At 54.3% G+C, this 21999-nt stretch carries 22 protein-coding genes, 1 tRNA gene and 14 pseudogenes; 20 read left to right on the top strand and 17 right to left on the bottom strand.

The genetic code is table 11. From position 1 onward, the window contains the following. The first annotated feature begins 9 nt into the window (after window positions 1-9). Window positions 10-636: an FAD-dependent oxidoreductase gene (locus SGP1_RS13890; protein ID WP_011411366.1), complete on the top strand. Its 627-nt coding sequence runs from the start codon at window positions 10-12 to the stop codon at window positions 634-636. Here the strand turns inward: SGP1_RS13890 and SGP1_RS13885 are convergent. The 4 genes and pseudogenes from SGP1_RS13885 to SGP1_RS13870 all read right to left on the bottom strand — a co-directional run bounded on the left by SGP1_RS13885 (window position 633) and on the right by SGP1_RS13870 (window position 5174). After that, the gene (locus tag SGP1_RS13885) at window positions 633-2504 is read right to left on the bottom strand and encodes an ArnT family glycosyltransferase (RefSeq protein WP_011411365.1); all 1872 of its coding nucleotides are present in this window, start codon (window positions 2502-2504) and stop codon (window positions 633-635) included. The genes SGP1_RS13890 and SGP1_RS13885 overlap by 4 nt on opposite strands. Window positions 2505-2673: 169 nt before the next feature. After that, window positions 2674-3412 (bottom strand): annotated as a pseudogene (locus SGP1_RS13880) (ABC transporter ATP-binding protein). After that, window positions 3409-4390 (bottom strand): annotated as a pseudogene (locus tag SGP1_RS13875) (iron chelate uptake ABC transporter family permease subunit). Before SGP1_RS13875 ends, SGP1_RS13880 begins: the two co-directional pseudogenes overlap by 4 nt. Continuing rightward, a pseudogene (locus SGP1_RS13870) lies at window positions 4380-5174 on the bottom strand (ABC transporter permease). The pseudogenes SGP1_RS13875 and SGP1_RS13870 overlap by 11 nt, the downstream one beginning before the upstream one ends. A 32-nt stretch (window positions 5175-5206) precedes the next feature. On the opposite strand from SGP1_RS13870, the gene SGP1_RS13865 reads away from it, so the two are divergent. After that, window positions 5207-5431, top strand: a complete 225-nt coding sequence (locus SGP1_RS13865; RefSeq protein ID WP_243466025.1) for a PTS sugar transporter subunit IIA — start codon at window positions 5207-5209, stop codon at window positions 5429-5431. Between the two features lie 178 nt (window positions 5432-5609). Beyond that, window positions 5610-6383 (top strand): annotated as a pseudogene (locus tag SGP1_RS13860) (fructose PTS transporter subunit IIB); the annotation flags it as partial. Here the strand turns inward: SGP1_RS13860 and SGP1_RS36550 are convergent. Then, window positions 6317-6469, bottom strand: a pseudogene (locus SGP1_RS36550) (hypothetical protein); the annotation flags it as partial. The pseudogenes SGP1_RS13860 and SGP1_RS36550 sit on opposite strands and share 67 nt — an antisense overlap. 474 nt (window positions 6470-6943) lie before the next feature. Between SGP1_RS36550 and SGP1_RS13855 the strand changes: the two are divergent. Next, a complete protein-coding gene (locus SGP1_RS13855) occupies window positions 6944-7483 on the top strand; it encodes a DUF2058 domain-containing protein (RefSeq protein ID WP_011411363.1) in 540 nt (179 codons plus the stop codon). A 101-nt stretch (window positions 7484-7584) separates the two neighbouring features. On the opposite strand, the gene SGP1_RS33730 is transcribed toward SGP1_RS13855, so the two are convergent. Next, window positions 7585-7773, bottom strand: coding sequence for a hypothetical protein (locus tag SGP1_RS33730; protein ID WP_243466287.1), 189 nt, complete (start codon window positions 7771-7773; stop codon window positions 7585-7587). A gap of 132 nt (window positions 7774-7905) precedes the next feature. Here SGP1_RS33730 and SGP1_RS13850 point away from each other — a divergent pair. Then, window positions 7906-8797 (top strand): annotated as a pseudogene (locus SGP1_RS13850) (LysR family transcriptional regulator). 34 nt (window positions 8798-8831) lie between these two features. On the opposite strand, the pseudogene SGP1_RS29880 reads toward SGP1_RS13850, so the two are convergent. Beyond that, window positions 8832-8969 (bottom strand): annotated as a pseudogene (locus SGP1_RS29880) (aldo/keto reductase); the annotation flags it as partial. A gap of 76 nt (window positions 8970-9045) precedes the next feature. On the opposite strand from SGP1_RS29880, the pseudogene SGP1_RS25725 reads away from it, so the two are divergent. The 3 genes and pseudogenes from SGP1_RS25725 to SGP1_RS13835 all read left to right on the top strand — a co-directional run bounded on the left by SGP1_RS25725 (window position 9046) and on the right by SGP1_RS13835 (window position 10810). After that, window positions 9046-9634, top strand: a pseudogene (locus tag SGP1_RS25725) (transposase). A 48-nt stretch (window positions 9635-9682) separates the two neighbouring features. Beyond that, window positions 9683-9859, top strand: a pseudogene (locus tag SGP1_RS29875) (alpha/beta hydrolase); the annotation flags it as partial. Window positions 9860-10129: 270 nt separating this feature from the next. Further along, the gene (locus SGP1_RS13835) at window positions 10130-10810 is read left to right on the top strand and encodes a nitroreductase (protein WP_011411362.1); all 681 of its coding nucleotides are present in this window, start codon (window positions 10130-10132) and stop codon (window positions 10808-10810) included. Window positions 10811-10817: 7 nt separating this feature from the next. On the opposite strand, the pseudogene SGP1_RS13830 reads toward SGP1_RS13835, so the two are convergent. The 3 genes and pseudogenes from SGP1_RS13830 to SGP1_RS33725 all read right to left on the bottom strand — a co-directional run. After that, a pseudogene (locus SGP1_RS13830) lies at window positions 10818-12018 on the bottom strand (multidrug effflux MFS transporter). Between the two features lie 324 nt (window positions 12019-12342). After that, a tRNA-Asn gene (locus SGP1_RS13825) sits at window positions 12343-12418 on the bottom strand. A 139-nt stretch (window positions 12419-12557) separates the two neighbouring features. Then, a pseudogene (locus SGP1_RS33725) lies at window positions 12558-12727 on the bottom strand (anaerobic C4-dicarboxylate transporter); the annotation flags it as partial. A gap of 48 nt (window positions 12728-12775) precedes the next feature. Here SGP1_RS33725 and SGP1_RS24390 point away from each other — a divergent pair. From SGP1_RS24390 to SGP1_RS13805, 7 genes and pseudogenes are all read left to right on the top strand, one after another. After that, entirely contained in the window at window positions 12776-12997 is a 222-nt protein-coding gene (locus SGP1_RS24390; RefSeq protein ID WP_083764818.1) for a hypothetical protein, read from the top strand. Next, on the top strand, window positions 12961-13203 hold the full coding sequence (locus SGP1_RS24385) for a hypothetical protein (protein ID WP_050747683.1): 243 nt from the start codon (window positions 12961-12963) through the stop codon (window positions 13201-13203). Before SGP1_RS24390 ends, SGP1_RS24385 begins: the two co-directional genes overlap by 37 nt. Before the next feature lie 21 nt (window positions 13204-13224). Further along, a complete protein-coding gene (locus SGP1_RS24380; RefSeq protein WP_050747682.1) occupies window positions 13225-13542 on the top strand; it encodes a hypothetical protein in 318 nt (105 codons plus the stop codon). A gap of 265 nt (window positions 13543-13807) precedes the next feature. After that, window positions 13808-14101 (top strand): annotated as a pseudogene (locus tag SGP1_RS33720) (TetR family transcriptional regulator); the annotation flags it as partial. 23 nt (window positions 14102-14124) lie between these two features. Then, window positions 14125-14301, top strand: a complete 177-nt coding sequence (locus SGP1_RS33715; protein ID WP_424141114.1) for a TetR family transcriptional regulator C-terminal domain-containing protein — start codon at window positions 14125-14127, stop codon at window positions 14299-14301. A gap of 44 nt (window positions 14302-14345) precedes the next feature. Further along, window positions 14346-15057, top strand: a pseudogene (locus tag SGP1_RS25720) (alcohol dehydrogenase catalytic domain-containing protein). 186 nt (window positions 15058-15243) lie between these two features. Then, complete coding sequence (locus SGP1_RS13805) at window positions 15244-15426, top strand: hypothetical protein (protein ID WP_041867017.1); 183 nt, start codon at window positions 15244-15246, stop codon at window positions 15424-15426. A 62-nt stretch (window positions 15427-15488) separates the two neighbouring features. Here SGP1_RS13805 and SGP1_RS36545 read toward each other — a convergent pair whose 3' ends face one another. Together SGP1_RS36545 and SGP1_RS36540 are read right to left on the bottom strand one after the other, a co-directional pair. Continuing rightward, entirely contained in the window at window positions 15489-15599 is a 111-nt protein-coding gene (locus SGP1_RS36545) for a hypothetical protein (RefSeq protein ID WP_424141113.1), read from the bottom strand. A 113-nt stretch (window positions 15600-15712) separates the two neighbouring features. Further along, a pseudogene (locus tag SGP1_RS36540) lies at window positions 15713-15760 on the bottom strand (hypothetical protein); the annotation flags it as partial. Between the two features lie 8 nt (window positions 15761-15768). Between SGP1_RS36540 and SGP1_RS35195 the strand changes: the two are divergent. Beyond that, entirely contained in the window at window positions 15769-15894 is a 126-nt protein-coding gene (locus tag SGP1_RS35195) for a hypothetical protein (RefSeq protein WP_279379387.1), read from the top strand. Here the strand turns inward: SGP1_RS35195 and SGP1_RS36535 are convergent. From SGP1_RS36535 to SGP1_RS13790, 5 genes are all read right to left on the bottom strand, one after another. Next, on the bottom strand, window positions 15853-15939 hold the full coding sequence (locus SGP1_RS36535) for a hypothetical protein (protein WP_424141173.1): 87 nt from the start codon (window positions 15937-15939) through the stop codon (window positions 15853-15855). The genes SGP1_RS35195 and SGP1_RS36535 overlap by 42 nt on opposite strands. Further along, complete coding sequence (locus SGP1_RS33710) at window positions 15906-16274, bottom strand: hypothetical protein (protein ID WP_050747679.1); 369 nt, start codon at window positions 16272-16274, stop codon at window positions 15906-15908. The genes SGP1_RS36535 and SGP1_RS33710 overlap by 34 nt, the downstream gene beginning before the upstream one ends. 12 nt (window positions 16275-16286) lie before the next feature. Next, window positions 16287-17021 (bottom strand): cache domain-containing protein, encoded by a 735-nt coding sequence (locus SGP1_RS24360; RefSeq protein ID WP_050747678.1) that lies wholly within the window; start codon window positions 17019-17021, stop codon window positions 16287-16289. A gap of 208 nt (window positions 17022-17229) precedes the next feature. Further along, window positions 17230-17697 carry a FidL-like protein gene (locus SGP1_RS13795; RefSeq protein WP_041867016.1) on the bottom strand — a complete coding sequence of 156 codons (468 nt, stop codon included), beginning with the start codon at window positions 17695-17697 and terminating at the stop codon, window positions 17230-17232. After that, window positions 17694-18506 (bottom strand): winged helix-turn-helix domain-containing protein, encoded by an 813-nt coding sequence (locus tag SGP1_RS13790; RefSeq protein WP_011411361.1) that lies wholly within the window; start codon window positions 18504-18506, stop codon window positions 17694-17696. The genes SGP1_RS13795 and SGP1_RS13790 overlap by 4 nt, the downstream gene beginning before the upstream one ends. A gap of 1538 nt (window positions 18507-20044) precedes the next feature. Here SGP1_RS13790 and SGP1_RS33705 point away from each other — a divergent pair. From SGP1_RS33705 to SGP1_RS33690, 4 genes are all read left to right on the top strand, one after another. Further along, window positions 20045-20326, top strand: coding sequence for a TonB-dependent receptor plug domain-containing protein (locus tag SGP1_RS33705; RefSeq protein WP_050747677.1), 282 nt, complete (start codon window positions 20045-20047; stop codon window positions 20324-20326). Window positions 20327-20389: 63 nt separating this feature from the next. Continuing rightward, a complete protein-coding gene (locus SGP1_RS33700; protein WP_050747676.1) occupies window positions 20390-20755 on the top strand; it encodes a hypothetical protein in 366 nt (121 codons plus the stop codon). Window positions 20756-20776: 21 nt separating this feature from the next. Further along, window positions 20777-20983, top strand: a complete 207-nt coding sequence (locus SGP1_RS33695; RefSeq protein ID WP_050747675.1) for a hypothetical protein — start codon at window positions 20777-20779, stop codon at window positions 20981-20983. 75 nt (window positions 20984-21058) lie between these two features. Further along, entirely contained in the window at window positions 21059-21817 is a 759-nt protein-coding gene (locus tag SGP1_RS33690; protein ID WP_050747674.1) for a TonB-dependent receptor domain-containing protein, read from the top strand. Window positions 21818-21999 lie beyond the last annotated feature (182 nt).

Raw genomic sequence — 21999 nt, 5'->3', positions numbered from 1 at the left:
GAGAAACCAATGACACAGTCTCTTCAATCCCGTCAGCCGGTGGCTATCGATGTGTTGGTAGTGGGCGCGGGATCGGCCGGCGTCGCTGCGGCGGAGGAAGGCGCCCGCACGCTGCTGGTGGACGCGTCGGGCAGCGTCGGCGGTACGCTGGCGGTGCAATTACTGGAACACAGCGCCGGCTTTCACAATCGGGAAGGGCATCAGGTGGTGGCAGGGTTTGCTCAGCGCCTGGTCGACTATCTTGAGCAAAACGGCGCTTCGCCCGGCCAGAAGAGTTCCGCCCGTGAAGTGCACATTGCCGGCTGGTTTCGTCAGTCGGTGCCGGGCTGCGCCCGCGCGTACGTCGTTGCAATCGGCAATCAGGTAGGGGTGCGCGAATCGCGGCGTATCACCTCCACCTGTTTCGCCACCGGCGAAGCGGCAGCTCCCGGCGGCGGCATTGCGGAAGCGGTTATTACAACGCGGCGCCATCATCAGTTTGGACAGCGCCTGAGCCTGATGGGTCACGGGGCAGGTCAGGTTACGCCTGACCGCCAACGACAGGGTGAGGGATTATGGTTGATTCACACGCTCATAGTGACGCCGCCAGCGGCGACGCGCCGGCATTTTCAAGCGGGCTGCCGCGCCGGCAACTAGGGTAGCGCGGTAGGAGCGGCATGGGCATCGCCGCGCCGCGCGCGATATAAAATAAACAAGCGATCGTCCGCGGGCCGCTGGCCGGACCAAATCCGCCGCCAGGACGGCGCCGGCGGTGCGTCGCGTTCTTCCCGCGCCTGCTGCACCAGCAGATAATCGCAGCCGAGCGCGGCCGCATTCATGTGGCCCGGTTCGCCCTCACCCGAATGGCCGGCATAGATGCGCCGACCCGCCACGCCGGTCAAATAGTGCAGCATGCCGAGCTCCGATTCGCCCAGACCATCGGTCGCCAGACAGTTCGGCGCCGCCAGAAGCGTCCGCAGTTGCACGAAAGGCTGATGATAACTGCGCGCGGCGTCCAGCCACGGCAGCAATAACAGCAGCGCTACGCTCCAGACTGCCGTCATGCCGGCTGCCCAGGAACGCAACAGTTCCGGCCGGCGGTGGCAGGCGACACCTGCCCACAGCGCCAGCGCCAGGCAGGCAAGTCCGACGCTTGTCCCATCGGGCCGCAGCCAAAATCTGAGGGGAAGCTGATGGTCGATGCCGGGCCACATCCCGTGCAGCAACCGCGGCGTGCCGGTGTAGATAAGCTGCAGCGCGGTGACGATGATAACCAGCAGCAGCAACAGGAATATCCCGTCCAGCGCGCGGGCCGCGCGCCGCTGCCACGCGTTGCCGGCCTGCAGCAGCGGTAGCGCCAGCAGCGCCATGGCGGGGAGGAACGGCATCAGATAGATGTCGCGCATGGCGCCTGATGACAGCAGCGTCGTCAGGCCGACCGCAACATAGACCGCCACTACCCATCGCGCCGGGTAGCGCCGCAAAGCGGCCCCCGGTTGGCCCTCCCAGCCGCGGTGTGACAGCGTACGGCGGGCTATCGCCACCATGCCGCTTATTCCCCCTTTTACCAACAGCAATGAAGCGGGCGCGCCGGCCAACGCGACGGCAAATACTCTGTCCAGCAGCGGGTTATCATGGCCGCCCAGCGAGGAAAAGCCGACAAACCGTCCGACATTGTTGACCCAGAACCACTCATAAAACAGGTCCGGCGCCGAGGCGTACAGCGCTAGCGGCCAGGGCACCGCAAAGGGCAGTAGCGCCAGGACAGCGCACAGGAGAAAGGCCACGCCACGCCGCCCGCGCAAGGTTAGCAGCCAGGGCAGGCAACAAGCCCAGGTGGCGAACAGGACACCCGGCATCAGCAATCCTTTCGACAATAGCGCTATCCCGCAGCCTGAACCAAACGCGGCGCCGTGCCGTAGCGTTCGGCAGAAAGACGGCGTGTGCGTGGCCGAGACCGCACTCATCAATGCCGCCAGCGCCACCATTGCGCCCGCGAGCTGCCCGAGGTCGGCGGTGAATTTGTGAATGTGCTCGGCCAGGCCAAGATTGGCCACCAGCAGGGCGATGCCGCAAAAACGCCAGGCCGGCGCCGACAGCCGCGGCTGCGGAATTTCAGCGTACAGCCGCTTTAATGCATGGCAAAACCCCCACAGCGTCACCGCCAGACAAACGAGTACCGCCAGCCGTGATGCCTCATGGGGCGCCAACCACGGGAACAGCCGTACGCACAGCGCGCCCAGCCAGAAAATCAGCGGTGGCTTTTCCATGAACGGGTCGTCGCCGATGTAGGGAATAAGCCAGCGATCGTGGTTCACTACGTTCCAAACGATAGCAAAGGAATAAGGCTCATCCGCCTTCCAGGGAAAGCGGCCAAAGGTTCCCGATAACACATAAACGGCGAACAGGACGTAGAGGTTGGCGCGAACCGCCGTTATCCGCCACGACACACCTGTTGACGGCATAAGGCGGATGGAACTGGGTAAACGGAAGTGGAGCGGCAGTGTAAAGCGAAGAAATTTCATGGGTGCAGTCGTGACTTATTGTTATAGCCCGCCGAGCGGGCGACCGTGGAATGACGTTGTCGCAAAGGAGGTGGCCCTGCGATCCTGGCTGCTCCGCCGTGGGCGGAAGGGGAGGAGTTTAGCGCAGCGCTCTTGAACAATACCTCACCACACCGGCACAAAGCGGCCGTTAGCGATAATACACCGCGACGTAGTGCACTTGGATGTGCTCGATATGGACCTGTGTATCAAAGATGTCGGCGATCACCGCCGGCGGCCGGCGGTGCAGAACGGCGCCATTTTTCATCGCGATGATATGGTCTGCATAGGCGGAGGCAAAATTAATATTGTGGATCACCAGAACCACGTTTTTACCGAGCGTATCCGCGGCCTGGCGCAGTTGTTTCATCATCGCGACGCTGTGTTTCATATCCATATTGTTCAGCGGCTCATCTAACAGAATATAGTCGGTATCCTGACACAGTAATGGCGATATAGGCCCGCTGCCGTTGACCGCCCGAAAGCTCATCCAGATAGCGATCCTGCAGCGGCGTAAGCTGCAAAAACGCCAGCGCGGCATCGATATAGCGGCGGTCGTCCGCAGTAAGGCGGCCGCGCGAGTAGGGATAGCGGCCAAAACCGACCAGATCATATACCGTCATCCGGCTGGTGAAATGATTCTCCTGACGCAGGATGGACAGCAGCGTGGCAAGCGTTGCGCCCGGGGTTTTCGCCACATCGTGGCCGTCAACGCTAACGCTGCTGCACTCGGGCGTCAGGAGTCGCCCCATGACCGACAGTAACGTGGATTTCCCGGTGGCGTTGGCGCCAATAATAGCGGTAATCCCTCCGCGGGGTAAGGTGGCGGTAATCTGGTTGAGGACGGACACATTGCGGTAGTTTTTCACTACCTTATCGATTTTTATCACACCGCTGCTTTTTTAATCAGAAAATAAAGAAAGAGCGCACCGCCGACAAATTCAATCACCATGGAAAGCGTACCTGCCATATGCAACAGGCGCTCGAGAATCAGCTGTCCCGCCACCAGCAGGACCACGACCGGCAGCAAATAACAGTGGCGCCAGGACTCTATCAACGAATAGGACAAATTGGAGACCAGCAGACCAAAAAAGGTCAACGGCCCCACCACCAGGGCGGTGGAAGCCGCCACCAGCAATAAAAGCAGCATCACCCGCGGCCGATAGGCGATGCCGAGGTTGAGAGCGGTGTTGCGTTCGAGAGCGATGGCATCCAACTCAAAGCGCATACGCCAAACCACGACAGCCACGATGAGGATAATCACGGCGGCTACCGACAATATCTCCGGCGTCGCGCGGGGAAGGTGGCGAACAGGCGGCTTTGTAAAATGGCGAATTCCCTCGGCGACAGCAGACGCTGCAACAGCGTCGCCAGACTGCGAAACAGCGTGCCGCATATCAGACCGACAATAGCACCCGGTGCAGGTTGACACCGACGCTGCCGAGCAACCAGCGGAACAATACCAGTGAAAAGCCGACCAGCAACAGCGTTTCCACCGCAAATTTGCCGGCGGCGCCCAGCAACACAAGCCCTTGCACGTTGACGGAAAACAAGATGGCCGTCTGCAACAGAATAAACAGTGCTTCCAGGCCCATTACCGAGGGCGTCAAAATGCGGTTATGGTTGACCGTTTGAAACAGCAGGGTAGCGATCCCGCCGGCGAAGGCCACCAGTAGCAGGGTAGCCAGAATTTGCGCCCGGTGGACCAGGATGTAGCGGATATTGCCGTGCAGATTGACGGTCATGAATAATAGGATAAACGCCAGCGCCAGCAGGGCCGGCAGCAACAGGCGCCGCGCCGGCAGGCTTAGACGACGCCACCGGCCCGGGGCAGCGGTCCGCGACGACCAAGACGGCTCAGCGTGCATGACGATCGCTCCTCATGATCAACAAAAGAAACACCCCGGCGCCGATCACCCCCAGAATAACGCTGGCGGGGATTTCAAACGGATAGCTTATCAGGCGACCCAGAGTGTCTCACAACACCACCAGCACGTCGCCGCCGAGGCTGACCCAGGGCAGCATGCGCCGCAGATTATCCCCCAAGGCAATACTGGCGACGTTGGGCACAATCAGCCCGAGAAAGGGCAATACGCCGATCACCACCACCACGCCGCTGACTACCGCGATGAGCGCCATACCGGTGAGCATGACCCGGCGGTAGTTCAATCCGAAATTGGTGGAAACGTCGACGCCCAGCCCCGCCACCGTAAAGCGATCGGCAATGAAGCTGGCCAACACGGTCAGTACGCCGACGATCCACAGCAGTTCATATCGCTCCTGCATGACGCCGGAAAAATCGCCTGACTCCCAGCCCGCGAGGGATTGCAGCAGGTCGAACTCCATTGCCAGAAAGGTAGTGACGGCGCCGAATACCGCGCCCAGCATAATGCCGGTGAGAGGCACCATCAGCGGCGATTTCATGCGCATGCGCCCCAACAGCATCATAAACGGCGCTGTGCCGCCGAGGGCGAACAGGGTGGAGATGCCCATTTTGACGCTCAGCGGGGCGCCCGGTGCAACGATCGTCACCAGCAGCAGCACCAGGCTTGCCGATTGTGTGGTGCCGGCGATAGTCGGCTCCACGAAGCGGTTTTGCGTCAACATTTGCATGATGAGCCCGTCGACGCTCATGGCGCTACCCGCCAGCATAAGGGCCAGCGTGCAATATCGCCGAATTTGCCGTGGGGCGATTGCGGCAAAATATTCCCTGGGAGACCATAGACGGCACCCAGGTGCGTCTGGTGATTTTATTCGCGGTGAAAGAGACGGATAAAAATGCGGGACATATTAGAATGCTGGCCAAGATTTCCATTGCGCTAGGGGATGAAGAGGTGGTGGAAAAATTGCTAAACGTCCAGCGGCGCGAGGAGATGTTTGTGTTATTGCTCGCCCACTCGGGCGCGTGACGCTAAATAATTTATGAACCTGAAACGTCGTAATACCAGGTAACAAAAGGTCGCGGTTTAGCCCGCGCAATGATCCCTACCGGTAAAGTAGGAGGCGTACGCACGCGCGTTCGCCAACGCTGTACCACCAGATAAATATAACTAAATAAAATCGTTTCCTTATTATTGGAGAACGCATATGAACATCATTGCTATTACCACCTGTCCGACGGGTGTCGCCCATACCTATTTAGCCAAAAGTAATTTGAAAAAAGCGGCGTCAAAATTGAGCCTGTCGCTATTAGTGGAAACACAAGGGGCCGTGGAAAGTGACTATATTTTCACCCCGTAGGATATCCAACGGGCCGACATCGTACTCATCGCCGCGGACAAAAAAATCGATATGTCGCGCTTTGTCAATAAACAGGTTATCGACGTCTCGGTGACATGCGCGGCCAAGGACGCAGAAGGGCTATTGAACGCGATTATCACCAGGGAGCTGACGTCGCACCTGCTGCCTGCCACCCTGGACGGCGCACGGACGGAGGCCAGGAGCGATGACGCCCCACCGCGCTCTGCCATCGCGCAGATCTACGTGCATTTGATTACCGGGGTCAATTTAATGATCCCGTTTGTCATCGCCGGCGGCATTCTTATCGCGCTGAGTTTTTCCTTTGGTATCACGGCGGCGACGCCCAGCGATGCACATTTCAGCCCGATCGCGAAAATGCTGTCCGACATCGGCGGCGGTTCTGCCTTTGCGCTGATGCTGCCTATTTTATCGCTGGGAATAAGCCAGTCGATAAGCGGCAAAATGGGCATGGTGGCGATTCATACCGGCTCCGGTTTCCTCGGGGCGCTTATCGCCGGATTCCTGGCGGGCTACATCACCAAACTCATCGTCGATTATGTCACGTTGCCGAAAGCCGTGGCCGACTTAAAGCCCATTTTAATCGTGCCGCTGTTGAGCGTGTAGGCGCTGCGACCGCCACAGGAACTCCCGTTCCTGGCGCTGTTATAAGGGCAGGCGCAAACGCCAGGGTAAGCAGTTATCGATTCCATCCGACATTGTCCCCTTTGCAGTGGCGCTATGGCTCAAACATAAAGGCAGGACGCACACTGTGAACAGGCATATCCTAGCAGTCTTAAGCATTTACGCTGGCTCCTTAAGAACAATCTTAAGAGAATTTCACGTCTGTATAAAAAATCAACTGTGTTCCGTTTTGAGTGCAGAGGTGAAGGCATGCCCAGTTCGCCGTGGAAAGGGGTCGCTGCCATTAATCTTGAAAGCGCCTACGCGAGATGCCACGTTAGCTACAGGTTTATGGCTGAGCAGAGGCGCTGTCGCTGGCAAATTGTGCCAGAAGTGGACTCGATAAACCGTTCGCTGTGCCCATTTCAAAGCCCGTCATGAGTGCCTCTGACTGCCCCCTGCAACTTTAAGCCACGCGGTGATGAGGTCCTGTAACCTGGCACAGTCGTAAAAATTACAGGTATAATCCCCTAAATGACTTAACGGGTATAGAAACGACAATGACAAAACTCACCTTGCAAGAGCAGATGCTAAAAGCAGGATTAGTGTCCAGCCAAAAAATGGCTAAAGTGCAGAGAACGGCTAAAAAATCACGCGTTCAGGCTCGTGAGGCCAGAGCGGCCGTGGAGGAAAATAAAAAAGCGCAACTTGAGCGTGATAAACAGCTGAGCGAACAACACAAACAAGTGACGTTATCGAAGGAATATAAAGCACAGGTTAAGCAGCTCATTGAAATGAACATAATCCACATCGCCAAAGGCGATATTGGTTTTAACTTCACCGATAACAATGTTATCAAAAAACTCGATGTTGATAAGATAACCCAAGCTCAGTTGATAAATGGTCGTCTCGCCATCGCTCGGCTGGCGGTTGATAACGCGGGTGAGTGTCTATATGCGATTATCCCCGCGAGCGTCGCCGATAAAATTGCCCAGCGAGATGCAGACTGTATTGTCTTGCACAGTGTGCTGAGTCAGGAAGAGCAGGATGAAGACGATCCCTACGCTGATTTTAAAGTGCCCGATGATTTAATGTGGTGATCTACATTTTGCACAGGCGTAAAGATGAAAAGCCCTTCAGGGCTTTTCGTACTTTTTGCAGCCCGGTCATGGGAATGTGAGTCCATCGGGGATAGAGGGCATCAGTTGTGCGGGCAGGCGGGATAATGCCTGCTAGCGTCCCTCTTATGATATTCGTCTCTGCGCGGGTGTCTTTTGGCTCCTCTGACTGGGATCGCCTTTGCCAGTAACTGGCTAATAAGTAAGCTAAACCTGAATCCACTTTCTGTCAACACCACCAGAATGACCACCAATAGATACCGTCTTGCCAGTTATCTTGTAAGACATATTCCAGCATCGAACTCAATTATCATTATTGTCAGTAATGGGGCTAAAATGATTGTGTCTATGAACACCCTTTATGAGTGCGCTTTGAAGGGAATGCTTCCATAAGGAAATCTCCAATGCTCAAAGAAAACTTCAACGAACTGCAAATCTTTCTTGTGGTGGCAAGGGAGCGAAGTTTTACAAAGCAGCGGGCAAACTTGGTGTTTCTCAGTCTGCACTCAGCCATGCGATGAAGGCACTGGAGGAGAGGCTAAATATCCGCCTTCTGACCCGCACTACCCGAAGCGTTACCTCTACAGAAGCCGGTGAGAGAATTATTGCCTGCCTTGAACCCCGTATTGCCGATCTTGAACAGGAGCTAGAATCGCTTGTTTAACTGAACGGCAACGCCTCCGGCAATATCCGTTTATCTGCCGGTGAGCATGCTGCGTGAAGTCTGGTATGGCCGAAGTTAAAACCCTTCCTCAGGGAATATCCGGAAATTAATGTGGAACTGGTGGTCGATAATGGTTTTGTCGATATCGTGGAGGGACGTTTTGATGCCGGGATCCGTCTGGGCGAAAGCGTGGATAAGGATATGATCGCCGTGAGGATTGGACCGGATATGCGAATGGCAGTGGTTGGCGCACTGTCATATTTTGCTGCTAACCCTGTCCTGAAACTCCTCACGAGCTACAAAATCATCGGTGCATTAATATGCGCCTGCCCACTACCGGTGGACTTTACTATTGGGAGTTTGAAAAGGAAGGGAAACCGTTACGGGGCAGAGTTGAAGGACAGGTAACGTTTAATTTGCAGGCGGAAAGGATTAATGCTGCTTTATCTGGTTTTGGCATCGCCTGTATACCTGAGGATATGGTACTGGATTATATAAATTCAGGAGAGCTTATTCAGGTTCTACAAGACTGGTGTCCCTCTTTCCCCGAATATTATCTTTACTACTCCAGCCGTAAGCAGCATCCGCCTGCATTTGTGCTGATGATCGATGCACTTCGCTACTTGGAATAACGGGTCCGCAATTTGCTGTGGACCCGTCTGGGTATTAACGGCCTGCGCGAGCCTGATGCTCAGGAGAGTAACGTTCGCCGACGATTTTAATCGTTTCAAGCGCCTGTGTTATCTGACGTGAGTCATTCTGCGAAAGAATGATGTCTACAGCCCCCAGGTTTTCCTCCAGCCGGGGCTTTGTTGAATAAATATAACTTTTAGGTGATCGTCTGCTCAGATCACTACCGTCATTTCAACATCTGCACTTCATGGCAAAGCAAAAGTTTAAAATAACCAACTGGTCCACTTACAATAAAGCTCTCAAGCAGCGCGGGGCTCTGACGATATGGCTGGATGAGTCGGCAATTGTTGCATGGACGGAAAAAACAACGCCTGAACGGCGCGTGGCCGGCCGCTTCACTACGCAGATATGGCTATCACCACTGTTCTGATGATGAAACGCGTGTTTGGCCTTTCGTTAAGGGCTTTACAGGGCTTCGTTGACGCCATTTTTAAACTGATGGTGCTGCCGCTAAGATGCCCAGCTACTCGCTGATCAGCAAGCGAGCAAAGACAGTTAAGATCAGCATAAAAACGCCGACTCGTGGTGAAATCTCACCTCTAGTCTACGCCGTTGCGAATCAGCGTCTAAGCGGTAGTAACGATGTATGGAAAAAGCAAGTGGGCTATCATCGACGCTCAGTAGCTGAAACAGCTATATTCCGGTTCAAAACGCTTATGGGCGATCATCTAAGTCTGCGTGACTATGATGCGCAGGTAGGTGAGGCAATGGCGATGGTCAAAGCGTTTAACAAAATGACGCTGTTAGGAATGCCGAACAGCATCCGGATCGCATAACAATCGATCTGCTAGGGGGGCGTAGTCACAAGTTCTGATTTATTCAACAAAGCCGTGACGGATCATATGACTGAAGATGCGTTAGCTAAAGCCACCGGTACGAAGGACAAAGAACTCTTTCTGATCGATGGCGCTACTCATATCGAGACTTATTGGGTACCTAAATACGTTGACCAGGCAATGCAAAAGTTAGACGTCTTCTCCTTCTCCGATAAGAATATTTAGTAAGCTTCCAATGACGCCTCAGCCGCGCAGGCTGGGGTATGTCCATTAGCTGTAGCCACTTTCTGCTGCATTTCACATTGCGTATTCACGCGATATACCAAGATTAACGAAGTTGCGGTTAAAGATAATTACGCTACTTAAATAGGCACTATGAATGGAATTCATAGACCTAATCTGGATCAGGAAATGAAAACGATGAGCCTGATGTGACAGGATGGATCTGGAAAGAGTGAATCATTCACTTCAAATTACTTTCAGGCGGAGAAGCAAATGAGTTCGCAAGAGCTAACATTTAGTCAGGTAGTGAAAAAAAGGTACTCGGCAAGAGCCTTTCTTCCATCTCCTATCCCCAGCGATGTCCTCAAAGACATTTTGCTTAAAGCGCAATGTGCACCATCCAACTGCAATACTCAACCCTGGTCCCTGCATATCGTCGCGGGAGATAAGCTTCGTGAATTAAGCCATGCGCTGACGGCAGATCTGAAAGCAGGAAACTACAGCCTTGATTTTACGTTTGATAAAGAAGCCTATCCCGAGCCATTCAGACAAAGTGCTTTGGAGCAGGTGCGCTCGTACTATCAGGCATTGGGCGTTGCGCGGGGGGACAATTTAAGTCGCTCAGAAGTGGTAGAACGTAACGTGAAATTTTTCGGAGCGCCTCATGTTGCTCTGTTGTTCATCCCTGTTGTAGGGGACAACGTTCGCGTTGCCTTGGATGCGGGTATGTATGCGCAGGTATTCCTGCTTTCTCTGGCAGCTCGCGGTTACGCAGGCGTTCCACAGGCAGTGCTGAGTTATTTTGCCCAAACGGTGCGTCGGATATTAAATGTACCGGAGGATTTCAGGCTGCTATACGGTATTTCTTTTGGGATCCCAGATAAAACGCATCCCTCCCTGAGTTACAGGGAAGGGCGGGTTTCTATAGACGAAAGTGTCGTCTGGCATCAATAACAAAGCTTTATTTTTTTAGCTGAACGGTCAGTGCCATCAAGGCGCTGGCTGCCGTAAACAACGCAATTATCCAGCCCATCATCCATGGTGTGCCATCACTGAACAGAGCAAGAAGAAGTGAAAAGGTGATGCCGCTTCCGTATTGTAATGTTCCCATTAGCGCCGAAGCGGAGCTTGCAACATTAGGCACGGCGTCAAGTGCGCAAGCCGTGGATGTTGCAGCGATGATGCCATTCATAGCGAAGAACACGAACACAGCCCCGACAATCACGGTTATTCCACCAACACCTACGCCGGTTGTGACAGTCAGCACTATTGCGGCAATAGTGGCGATGAATACGGCATTCTTGAGCAACGCTTCCAGTGGATAGCGGTGAACCAGGCGTCTGTTGACCATGCTCACAGCCATTAATCCCACAATGTTTACTGCAAACAGCCAACCGTAGTGCTGCGGATCAACGCCGAAGTATGTGATGTACACAAACGGAGAGCCCGTGATAAAGGCGTAGGCCGCGATGTAATAGAACGTCAGGCACAGAGTAAACCGCATGTATTTGGCGTTGGTTAGCAAGGCATAGTAGTTTTGAAAGGCTCTGGTTACGGAGGCTTGCGAGCGTTTTTCAGCAGGTAATGTCTCGGGTAACCAGAATAAAGACATCAGCATTAATGTTCCGATAACCGCCAGCAGCCAGAAAATGGCATGCCACGAGGTGACTTTAATCATTTGCCCGCCGATCAGGGGCCCGGCAATCGGTGCGATGGCCATAATGATCATCAGAGTCGAAAGCATTTGTGCTGCACGAGTGCGGCTAAACAGATCGCGGATCATTGCTCGTGCCAACATTGGACAGGTACAGGCACCTAACTCCTGAAAAACACGCCAGAAGACAATTTGAACAATGTCAGTTGATAACGTACAGCCCACCGAGCCTATGACGAATAGACCTAAACCAATAAACAGCGGCAGACGACGTCCATAACGATCGCTAATCGGTCCCCAAATCAGTTACGCAATGCAAAAGCCGATAAGAAACCCTGTGATTGTCAGCTCTGCATCGCACTGTAAATCTTTTGCCATGACGGGCATAGCCGGGATAGATGTCGGTTGATAAAGAGGTAAAAGCCATCAGGGCGCTGAGAATGAGTAGAAACGATAGATCGGTTTTTTTAGCTGTCGAAGACTGCGTTCGTGCATGTAGGTTGAACATGGTGATCCGTATGAACAGAAAGGAATAGCTGCATGTTAACGGATCAAGGCCGGTTGATAATGATTGCGTGGAGGATAGGCACTGTGAGCAATATTCATCAATGAAATGAATTTTAAAGATCGTAAAAAGAGAAATTAAACATGCAATTACATTTTAGTGTATTGCATACAAAAGGTAGAACTCTGCTATTTGCTCATTACCGTAACTTAATCGCTATTAGCGATTTACTGACTTTCATGTCTGCTTTTCTCTATTAGCTGCCTTTCAGAAACCACCGAAAGCAGAAAGTCCGACTCAGAGAACTGAACAGGCTTTTCTAACATATGGCTCCTCTGACTGGACTCGAACCAGTGACATACGGATTAACAGTCCGCCGTTCTACCGACTGAACTACAGAGGAATTGCGAAAGTGGTTGATATGATAGCGGGGGGCTGTAGGGTTGTCAAAGGGAGAAACGGGGAAAATCGGCCGATCGCTCAGAGAATGCGCATCTGGGTCAAACCGGCCTGGAAGCGTTTTACTTATCCGGACGCTGCGGCTACATCAGCCCGTAGGCGTGGGCCAGCAGCCAGCCGGCACCGCAGGAGACGCCTACGCCAATCAGCCCGACGGCAAAAAGCTGTGGTTGATGACCCAGCGGCCAATGCGCGTTATGCCGGCGCGGTCGAACTGGACCGCCGCCAAATCGCTGGGGTAGGTCGGTAAAAGTTCGCGGTGGTTTTGCTCTCGGCGGCGGGGTTTATTCTCTGGGAGCTGGTGACGCTTCATCCGCTGTTAAGTCTGCGAGTGTTCGCCAATTCCGTGTTTTCTGCGGGCTGCGTGGTAGCGTTCGCTATCGGCGCCGGCATCTACGGCTCGACCTATATCATTACGCTGTTTGTGCAAACGGTGCAAGGCTTCACGGCCACCCGCTCCGGCTTATTGCTGATGCCGGCGGGCTGGTGCTGGGCCTGGTATTTCCTATCGCCGGCCAGCTAAGCGATAAATTGCCGCCGCATATTCCGGTGATGAGCGGGCTGGCGCTGTTCGGTCTGTCATGCTGGCTCTCCGGCGGGGCGGATGTGGACACGCCGTTCTGGACGATGGCCTGGTGGGTGATGCTTGGGCGTATCGGTCTTGGCGTGATGCTGCCGGCGTTGAACGCCGGTGCGCTTCGTGCGCTGCCGCCGGACAAACTGGCGTAGGGATCGGGCAGTCTCAATTTCGTGCGTCAGCTGGGCGGGTCGTTTGGTGTCAATGTCTTGTCGGTGGTGATCGACAGGCGCACCACGTTCCACGGCGATGCGCTGGCCCAGGCGCTGACCACCGCTAACGCCGCCGGCATGGAAGCTATCAGCCGGCTGGGGTTGTTGATGTCGCATTGGTGCAATCTGTTCGGTTATCCGCTGCGCGCCGGCATTCATCCCGGCGCCCTGGCGTGGCTTGAAAGCATGCTGGTGCCGAGGGAGCAACTGATGGCGTATCAGGATGGTTTTTACCTGGTGGCGCTGTTTTTTTCGCCGCCGTCGTGCCCGCCTGGCTGATGCGCGGCAAAAGGCCGCGGCGCACGGTACCGCTTAAGGAAGAGAAGCCAACACTGACACAGTGACCCGGGGCGCCCACTGCGCCAGACCATACTACGCTTGATTAAACTAGACGATCAGTCTATATTCTCGTCATGCAATCGATCCGTCCTCAACCGCGGCGCAGCCGTCCACGTAAGACGGCGGCCGCCGACCCCGATATCCGCCAGGTGTTGATTCGCGCCGGCATTGCGCTGCTTACCAAACAGGGCTTCACCGCCTCGGCATTCTCAAAGCGGCAGGCGTTCCTAAAGGGTCGTTCTACTATTATTTTTCCAGTAAAGCGGCTTTCGGCCAGGCGATAGTCGCCGGCTACGGTGATTATTTCGCCGCCAGGCTGGCACGCTGTCTCACGCAGCCCGACTTGATGCCGCTGGCACGGCTACAGGCGTTTGTCGAGCAATCGGCCAAAGGCATGGCGAAATATGATTTCCGGCGTGGCTGCCTGGTGGCAACCTCGGGCAGGAAATCGCGGTTTTGCCCTTCGGGCTATCGTCAGCAATTGAGCGCCATTCTGCACGGTTGGCAGCGGCAGGTTGCCGATTGCCTGCGGCTGGCGAAGGCGGCGGCGGAGATCCCCATGCCGAGGCGGATTGTGATGCGCAGGCGGAATTTTTTTGGATTGACTGGGAAGGGGCGGTGATGCGCGCCCGGCTGGCGGGCAATCGTCAGCCGCTGGACCGCTTTGCCCAGGGGTTTCTGTCCGGTTTACCGCGCTAGCTTTCAATGCGCTGCCTTAGGCTTCGCCACCCAAAGGAGCATCCATGTTTAACGCTATCGTAATTGATAAAGACGACGCGGGCTATCGCGCCGCGCTGACGACCCTGGAAGAAGAGCAATTACCGCCGGGGGATGTGCTGGTGCGGGTTGAGTACTCCACCTTGAATTATAAAGATGGTTTGGCGATTACGGTAAGAAGGGCCGGTGGTGCACCACTTCCCGATGGTACCTGGAATCGATTTAGCCGGTACGTTAGAACACAGTCGCCATGCCGGTTTTCGCGCCGGCGATCGGGTTGTGCTGAATGGCTGGGGCGTTGGCGAAAAGCACTGGGGCGGGCTGGCGCAAAAGCCCGCGTCAACGGCGACTGGCTAATCCCGCTGCCTGCCGGACTGGATGCCCACTCGGCAATGGGCGGCGGCCGTTGACAGCGTCGGGAGCCATACGCTGGCCAATGTTTGCGCCGGATTATGTTATCAGGGCGTCGTGACGGCCTGTGGTCTGGCCTAGGGCATGGAGTTTCCCGCAAGCGTCGCGCCGTTTATTTTGCGTGGCATAACGCTGGTAGGTATCGACAGCGTCATGCGGCCCGAGGCGGATCGTCGCGCCGCCTGGCAGCGTATTGCTGAACTCGTCGATGAGCCGCTACTGGAACGGATAAGCCGCGAAATCGGGCTGTCAGAGGCGATAGACACCGCAAAAGCGCTGATGGCGGATCAAATACGGGGTCGTATCATTGTCGATACCCAGCGCTAAGCGCAGGTCTTAACTGACGGAAAACGCCCAGCTGATTTTAGCGTTCGGCTGGGTGTTGCCACTAATGATCAGCCCATGAACGTATTCTCCTTCGCCGGGGACGGCCTATGGCTTTGTCGAAATGGAGCCGTGGGATGGGGGCAGGCGGAATGACTTTGCGTTCCCTATGAGGATTCCAACTGTCTTGTGCTGCTAAGGGACGCCACGGAGAAAGAAGATGGCGATGTTATGCTGTCCGACATCTCCCCGACCGGTTGGCATGTCACCGAACTGGCGGGTTTGCGACCCGGCGATAGCGTGGCGAACTATGGCGCCGGTCCCGTCGGGTTAATGGCGGCACATGCGGCGGTCATCAAGGGCCCACCGTAAGCGCTGGTGGTGGATACGCATCCTGACGGGTTAGCGCTGGCAGAGAAGCTCGGCGCTCCGTGTCAGGCGATGCAAATGCGGTTTCGTCCCTCGCCCTTGGCCTGATAGAGAGCAGTATCGGCCCGGCTGACCATCCTCGACGGAGAGTCGTCACGGGTCGCCGGCTGCCCCACATAGACGCCGATGCTTGGCGTAAGGGTACCGGTAGGACTGGCCTGATGCTCAATTGCCAGGCCGGTATCGCGTCATATACCCGCTGTGCAACTTCCCGCGCGCCTGCCGCATCGGTTTGCGGTAGCAGAATAATAAACTCCTCGCCACCGTAGCGCGCCACCCGATCCGGTGTCGCAATGGAAGGGCTTTCAGCGCTTCGCCAATGCGTTTCAGGCAATCATCGCCGGCGACGTGGCCGTAGAGATCGTTATATTATTTGAAAAAGTCGATGTCCAGCAAGATTATACCCAGTGAATCCTGGCTAACTACCGCACGGTTGAACTCATCGGTAAGGGCCAAATCGAAATGGCGGCGATTATACAGGCCGGTGAGGTCATCACGGCGCGCCAATGTTCCAGTGATTGGTTCAACTTGCGTAGCTCACGCTGGGCGTAGCGTAACTCTTCTTCCACACGCATGCGGCGGCGGTGTATCTGGCGGATAAACGAGATAGCCAGCAGGCTGAGCAGCGCCAGAAAAATAACGACCAGGATCACATGACTTATCGCATCCTGACGCCAATCCACCAGTGCCTGATTCAACGACATAGCGGTCGTGATCGCCACCGGAAACTGCTGCAAATGGGTGAAGCTGTAGATTTTCTGCGGATCCTGGCTGCTGAGGGAGCCCGTCATGACGCCTGAGGTTTATTGGCCGATATGTTGCTGATAGAGCGGCGAGGCTGAAATGGAACTGCCGATTGCCCGCTCGTTGTAAGGGTGACGATACAAAACGGTGCCATTGTTGAGCATCATCATTAACGTGGAGTCGTCGTCTATCACGAAGCGGGCGTAAAAGTGGCGGAAATAATCGATAACCACGCTTTCCAAAAGCACTCCCGCAAAGCTGCTATCGGGATGATTAATACGGAGCGAAACCGGCAAAATGAGCCCGCCGGAGAGCCGGTTGCGGATCACTTTGCCAATATGCAAACTACTGTCATTGTGGTCGCGATGGTAGCGGTAATAGTCGCGATCGGCAAAATCGGTATTAGTCGGCAGCGCAGTGTCGGAGGTAGCGACCATCTGTCCCGCGGCGTTATAGAGGAAAATACCTCGGTTCTGAGGCAGGTCGCGCATTTTTGCGGTGAAAAGCGGGTGCAATTGCTCCTGCTGTACGGCATCCAACCCCTCATGAGCGATACGTTGGGCTAAATCGGTCAACAGCAATTCAGCCTGCACAAAGGTATCGTTGGCATGTTGCGAAAGCGCCTGGGTCAAATTGAGAATATTGTTTTGGGAGCGCGACAGCGCAAGCTGATAGGTATGATAGAGATGCCAGCCGGTTAGGGAGACCAGCACCAAGGCCAAAAACACCGCCGATGCGGCCACCTGCAGGATGAGCGAAAAGCGAGGCGGTCCGTCCAGCGAATCAGGATCCACTCTGCGACGCCTGCGGCCAAAAAAATGTGTAAGTTTTAACATATGACCCGCGCGCAGCTTCCCGGCGAATTGAAAATACTTTCCCTCCCTCAAGCAAGTATCTATGGCTTTTCGCCGTTCGTCAAAGTTATCTCTGCCGGCACCTACGAATGATGGCAACCGCGCGTTGCATAAGCATGTCTGTTATCCCGGCGCGCGCGAACAGGTCTTAGGTAGCGGTGCAGATAAAATACGGAGGATACAGCATGTTAAGGAGCAGGGCGTTTTTATCAATCCTTTTCATCTGCGGTATAAAAGATGAACCAAGCGGCATCAGACTTTGGTCAGCAAGCCTTTTCGTCGTATTATCGAAGGTCGAGATATTTTCCTTGGTAATGACGATCTCGTAGAGATCTTTGTCATTTTTTAGCGTATAGCTGAAGTGCTTGATGCGCTGCAGTTCATAAGTTTTATCGTCGGCGCTAAAGGTCCCGTTGAGGATGTAAAAACCTTCTGCGGTGTTGGTAAAATACATGCGAACATCCACCACATAGCTGTAGGTGCCGGGGACGGTATTAGCCCTCATCACCATCAGTCCGGAACAGTTGAAGCCCGATAGCGACTGCTTATGCTGATGCAGATAAAAAAGAAAACCCGCGATAAAGCACATCACCACGATAACGATGAGCCTTTTCATGTTTCGCTCCAATTGTAAAAAAAGAAATTTAAACAATTGGAAATGTGGTCGTCCTCGTCTTTGCGACACTTGGCCATGAAAGTGCGGACATTGATATTATCCTGGATAAGCGGGTCAGGAATGAGCGTTTTAGAAAAAATGACGATATAGTTGTTTTTACATTTTTCCACATTCCCTTTCATAGCTTCGACGATCCGCAAACGGTAGTCCTCTTTTTCCAGACCGGGAATAGGATGAAAAGTATAGACTTTACATGAGTTGATCTGGCTGGAGAAGTATAATTTCTGGTTGTCATCATCTTCATAATAAATATACGCCATGATAACTGTCAGCAGCGTGACAATCACCATTAACAAGGTCAGTGCGCCATTGATATTTTTTCGCCCTCTGCTAAGCATGACGGGCGGTGCTAATTCCATCGGGAATTCGTTAACCGCAGGAATGCATGTGGCCTGAAAGACATCCTCTTCCAGCGTGCTTATCACCAACTGATCATTTAATTTCAGGCCGCGCTTTGGGATGGTGATTATCGCCGAAGCGTCCAGGCCTAATGAGGTTAATCCCTTACGTATTAAACTAACCTGTTGATTTAAATTGCCGTTAGAGGGTTGTAGCCCGTGGGCGCTCCAGACGCTGGCGAAAAGGTGCTCCCGGGTGACCGGCTCACCGGTCCCGCGATACTGAATAAGCTCCTCCAATACCCTACCAGCGGAATTGGACAGTTTCACTGATGTATCGGCATCATCCACCAGCGTAAGAAGGTATTCGGTGGTATCAAACGCCACGGTTGAATTGATAATATACTTCATTGGCTACTCCATATTGACCAGCCGCTGGTCAATATTCATACCAGACCTTTTTGTTAATAGATGTACCTGTTAAAAAGAAGACCCTGTCTTTTCTGCACATAATACCATGAACAGAATTCTCGCGTTACGAAGGCAGCAAATTGGATAATTATCATATTTTCAGGATTATATCCTTGTTAACTCTTAAAAAGAGGCTTTTTGTTTTAAAAATTTCAAAAAAGTTTTAAAATCTAAAAAAATAACAAAAAATAGCATAAAACACCTTAATTGACCAAAGCCAGGGCCTCACAAGCGACAAAAAAAGAGAGTAATCCTTCAGGCTGCGAAATAATGAGGCGATTTAACCCTAATTTTAGCAGTACATAGATAAATTGACGGTGTGCAAAAAATTGAACAAAAACATTATTTCATATGATATAAGATTACTCAATCATGTAAATAACGGATGCCGTGCTGCCTGGGCAATGTAAACGATATCATGCGGGTATCAGAAATGCTTATATCCCCCGGGCTATCTCGTTTTGCTCTAATTCCGCTGGCCCGAAAGAAATAACTTGAGCACCCGCATACCCAGGCGAGTGAATGCCCCCGGTTAACAGGAACGCGTCGCCGAAGCTTATAAGGCGTTAGTATTACCGCCATCATCATGGCATGCACGGGGCTCGGCGGGTTCTGAGGTATGGCGCCGGGCCCGACGCGGCAACTGTTTGGCAGTCCGCAATAAGAAAAGGCTTATGGCCCTGCGCGCCCGGCCGGCTCTGCGGGTGCGGCCCCGACATGGCGGGACGAAGCGGGTAAATTATACCGTTAGGGTGTGCCGTCTCACCTAATGCGCGGGTCAGCGAGGCGATATACTGCCGCGAGGGGCAAACTTCAGTCGATAGTCCTGCTGAGGTTGCTAAGAAAGGGCACTCACCGCTGGCGTGAATTGACAGGCCATGGGTTATCACATGCCTTTTTGGTTATATCGGGTGCTAAATTGCTATTACGCCGGGGACGCGGTATCAGTGTAGCGACACCATGACACCGCCGACTCGATCCGTTTGTCAGCCGATTGGGCTTCATTTATTGCGACAATGTAGAGTGTGAGATAATAACGCTAATTATCTAATTATTATTTAGCACGCGCTTAAATAAAAAAAATAAATTAAAAACCAATAATTATAATGATATTTCGTATACCATCGCTAAATAGAATAACGGCAGTGCGCTTCCCTTAAGAAAATTGCCACACGTCTTTGTTGCATTCAGTTACAATTTCATCAGCCGGGACGGACCAACATTCACCCGGCAATAGCCCATTTAATGACGTCCGCGCAACCGCGCACTGACCCTGTTTACATTGGGATCCGTTGTTGCTTATTGAGGCGCACTGACCCGGTTTACGTAAGGGTATGGCTGTAGCTCGCTAAAGCGAGCTACAGAAGGTCATGGTCAGGGAGCCGGTTTTTTGCATAAGGGAAGAGAGAAATGTACGTTGACCTACAAGTGCAATCGCGCCCCATTCTGGCGCCGCGCGCAATAAGGCGTCTCCGCTTATGGCGATAATGGCGCCCAAAATACCACGCCAGCCTGTGCCCGCCAGCGACGGTGCCGATTACCTCAAAACCATCCCCGGCTTCGCCGTGGTCCGTAACGGCGGCACTAACGGCGATCAGGTTTTTCGGGGGATGTTCGGTTCCCGGTTGCGCATGCTGTTGGACGGCGGCGAGATGCTCGGCGCTTGTTCTTCGCGCATGGACTCTCCCAGTGCCTATATTTCCCCGGAAAGTTTTGACATCGTGTCGTTGACGAAAGGCCCCCAAACCGTTCTCTGGTGACAGGGGGCCTCCGCCGGGACCTTACGGTTTGAAAGGGTGAGGCCGCGCTTCGACGCGGCGGGAATGACACTGCATGCCAGCACGCTTGCCGGCTCAAGCGGGCGGCTGGACCAGAATGTTGATGGCGCTTTCGGCAACCCGTTTGGTTATCTGCGCCTGATGGGCAATGTCTCCCGCGCCGGGGATTATCAAGATGGCGCGGGTCAGCGGGTTCATTCTGGCTGGCATAAATGGAATAGCGATGTGGCGGTCGGCTTTACCCCGACGCCCGATACCGTCATGGAGCTGACGGTGGGGAGCGGCGACGGCAATGCCCGTTACGCCGGGCGTAGTATGAACGGCACCCATTTTGAACGGGAAAGCCTTGGCCTGCGCTTCGAGCAGAACGTGCTGGGCGAGGTGCTGGAAAGCGTCGAGATGCAAGGTTAGTACCATTATACCGATCACGTTATGGACAATCACGCCCGCCGGATCGCACAGCGCTTGGCCTGCCAGGGCAGCGCCGTGCCCGGAAATTGTACCCCCTGTCGCGGCAACGTCGATCGCCTGACGCTGGGGGGGGGCATCGGCACCTGGCAATGGCAAGAGGTACAGCTGCAGGGCGGGGCGGATATTCAAGTCAATCGGCATCGGAGAAAGAGTGGCGGCCAATGGTAGCAGGATGCCCAATTTCAGGGTAGTGGGGTATTCGCGGAGGTCAGTTGGCGATTCAAACCGGCGCAGTATAACGGTGTGCGCAGAACAGAGCGCCGCAGCGAAGTGTATCCCGCCGCCTTTGTTCGCCTGGAGCACCAGGCCGAGACGCTGCCGCTGATGGCCTATGTCGGCGCGGGACTGAGTGAGCGCTTTCCGGATTACTGGGAACTTATTACGCTCACCTCCGGTCGCCGCGCCGGGCAGGATGCATTTTATCGGCTCAAACGTGAGAAAACCGCCCAGATCGATCTTGGCGCGCATCTGCAACTCGCGCCCCTGGATGCCTGGGTATTGGCCTATGTGAAGCAGGTGCGGGACTTTATCTTGTTCCGTTATGGTATTCCGCCTGCAAACATCAGCCGTGCCGATAATATCGACGCCCGCATTCACGGTGGTGAGGCGGGGCTCAACTACCGCTTCAATGACCGTTGGCGGTTAGAAAGCAGTCTGGCTTGGGCGTTCGGGGAAAATCGGGACACGCACCGGCCGCTGCCGCAGATCCCGCCGCTTGAAGGCCGGCTGGCGCTGAGCTGGGAACAGGGCGACTGGAGCGCCACGGGGTTATGGCGGCTGGTGGCGGCCCAGCATCGGGTCGCGCTGAACGAGGGGAATGTGGTGGTTAAAGACTTTCACCGCAGCGCAGGTTTTGGCGTATTGTCAGCCAATGTGGCCTGGCAGGCCGCCGCCACGATAAAATTGAGCGCCGGGGTAGATAATCTGTTGAACCGGAGCTATAGCGAACATCTCAATCTGGCGGGCAACCGTGGTTTAGGCTACGCCGCGATACGCCCCTGATGGAGCCCGGCCATACCTTATGGGCCAGAGCCGGCATCACCTTCTAACGCCGCGTGCCGTTGTGCCGATAAGTCTCGGCGGTGCGCCAGAAAAGCCTGCCTTGCAGGGGATAACCGTTTAACCGCTGATCTAACCGGTGCTACACTGTCAATTTAACGCCCCTGCGTAAGGCAATGGCATGC

Origin of the sequence: Sodalis glossinidius str. 'morsitans', assembly GCF_000010085.1 — a bacterium.
GTDB lineage: Bacteria > Pseudomonadota > Gammaproteobacteria > Enterobacterales > Enterobacteriaceae > Sodalis > Sodalis glossinidius.
This window is presented reverse-complemented; position numbering and strand designations above follow the sequence as displayed.

Bases quoted from the DNA above. Each gene is read 5' to 3' on its own strand.
- SGP1_RS13890 (WP_011411366.1), top strand. From the start codon at position 10: ATGACACAGTCTCTTCAATCCCGTCAGCCGGTGGCTATCGATGTGTTG.
- SGP1_RS13885 (WP_011411365.1), bottom strand. From the start codon at position 2,504: ATGAAATTTCTTCGCTTTACACTGCCGCTCCACTTCCGTTTACCCAGT.
- SGP1_RS13855 (WP_011411363.1), top strand. From the start codon at position 6,944: ATGACAAAACTCACCTTGCAAGAGCAGATGCTAAAAGCAGGATTAGTG.
- SGP1_RS13835 (WP_011411362.1), top strand. From the start codon at position 10,130: ATGAGTTCGCAAGAGCTAACATTTAGTCAGGTAGTGAAAAAAAGGTAC.
- SGP1_RS33710 (WP_050747679.1), bottom strand. From the start codon at position 16,274: ATGACGGGCTCCCTCAGCAGCCAGGATCCGCAGAAAATCTACAGCTTC.
- SGP1_RS13795 (WP_041867016.1), bottom strand. From the start codon at position 17,697: ATGAAAAGGCTCATCGTTATCGTGGTGATGTGCTTTATCGCGGGTTTT.
- SGP1_RS13790 (WP_011411361.1), bottom strand. From the start codon at position 18,506: ATGAAGTATATTATCAATTCAACCGTGGCGTTTGATACCACCGAATAC.
- SGP1_RS33705 (WP_050747677.1), top strand. From the start codon at position 20,045: ATGGCGATAATGGCGCCCAAAATACCACGCCAGCCTGTGCCCGCCAGC.
- SGP1_RS33700 (WP_050747676.1), top strand. From the start codon at position 20,390: ATGACACTGCATGCCAGCACGCTTGCCGGCTCAAGCGGGCGGCTGGAC.
- SGP1_RS33695 (WP_050747675.1), top strand. From the start codon at position 20,777: ATGGACAATCACGCCCGCCGGATCGCACAGCGCTTGGCCTGCCAGGGC.